This window comes from Bartonella sp. AA81SXKL, assembly GCF_042196945.1.
Classification (GTDB): Bacteria; Pseudomonadota; Alphaproteobacteria; order Rhizobiales; family Rhizobiaceae; genus Bartonella.
In genome coordinates this window covers 1-529 of record NZ_JBHIRH010000433.1, presented here as the reverse complement: position 1 = coordinate 529, position 529 = coordinate 1, and the positions used below count along the sequence as shown (strand labels likewise).

The 529-nt window shown below is 47.6% G+C and carries 1 pseudogene; it reads right to left on the bottom strand.

What is annotated here, in order from left to right:
• Positions 1 to 529 (bottom strand): annotated as a pseudogene (locus ACFINZ_RS12095) (primosomal protein N'); the annotation flags it as partial.

Here is a 529-nt window from a genome sequence, read left to right as displayed (position 1 = left end):
AACTTGGCGCAACACTCGTGCGTAATGTTCTGCCGCTTGGCGTTTTTCTGAAGACACAATCAAAGAGGCAAGACGCCCATAAGGCGGAAGATGATAATGTTCACGCATGGCAATCTCATAGGTGTAAAAATCCTCACTTTTTTGCGAAAGCAAAGCTTTTATCAACGGATGATCAGGTTGATAGGTTTGCAAGAGACCTAAACTTTCCAACCCCATACGCCCTGCTCTTCCTGTGCCCTGCGACAAAAGCCGAAAGGTACGCTCTCCCGCCCGTAAATCGCCATTTGCAAGCCCAAGATCTGCATCAATCACCCCAACCAGAGAAAGCCCAGGAAAATGGTGTCCTTTCGCAACAAGCTGCGTTCCGATAAGAATATCAACATCACCTTTTGCAATTGCTTCCAATTCACGACGCAATTGACCAATTCCCCCTTTGAGATCCGTTGACAAAATCAATTGTCGCGCCTGTGGAAAAAGCGTCCGTGTTTCTTCCGCAATTCTTTCCACGCCAGGTCCACAAGCGACAAGA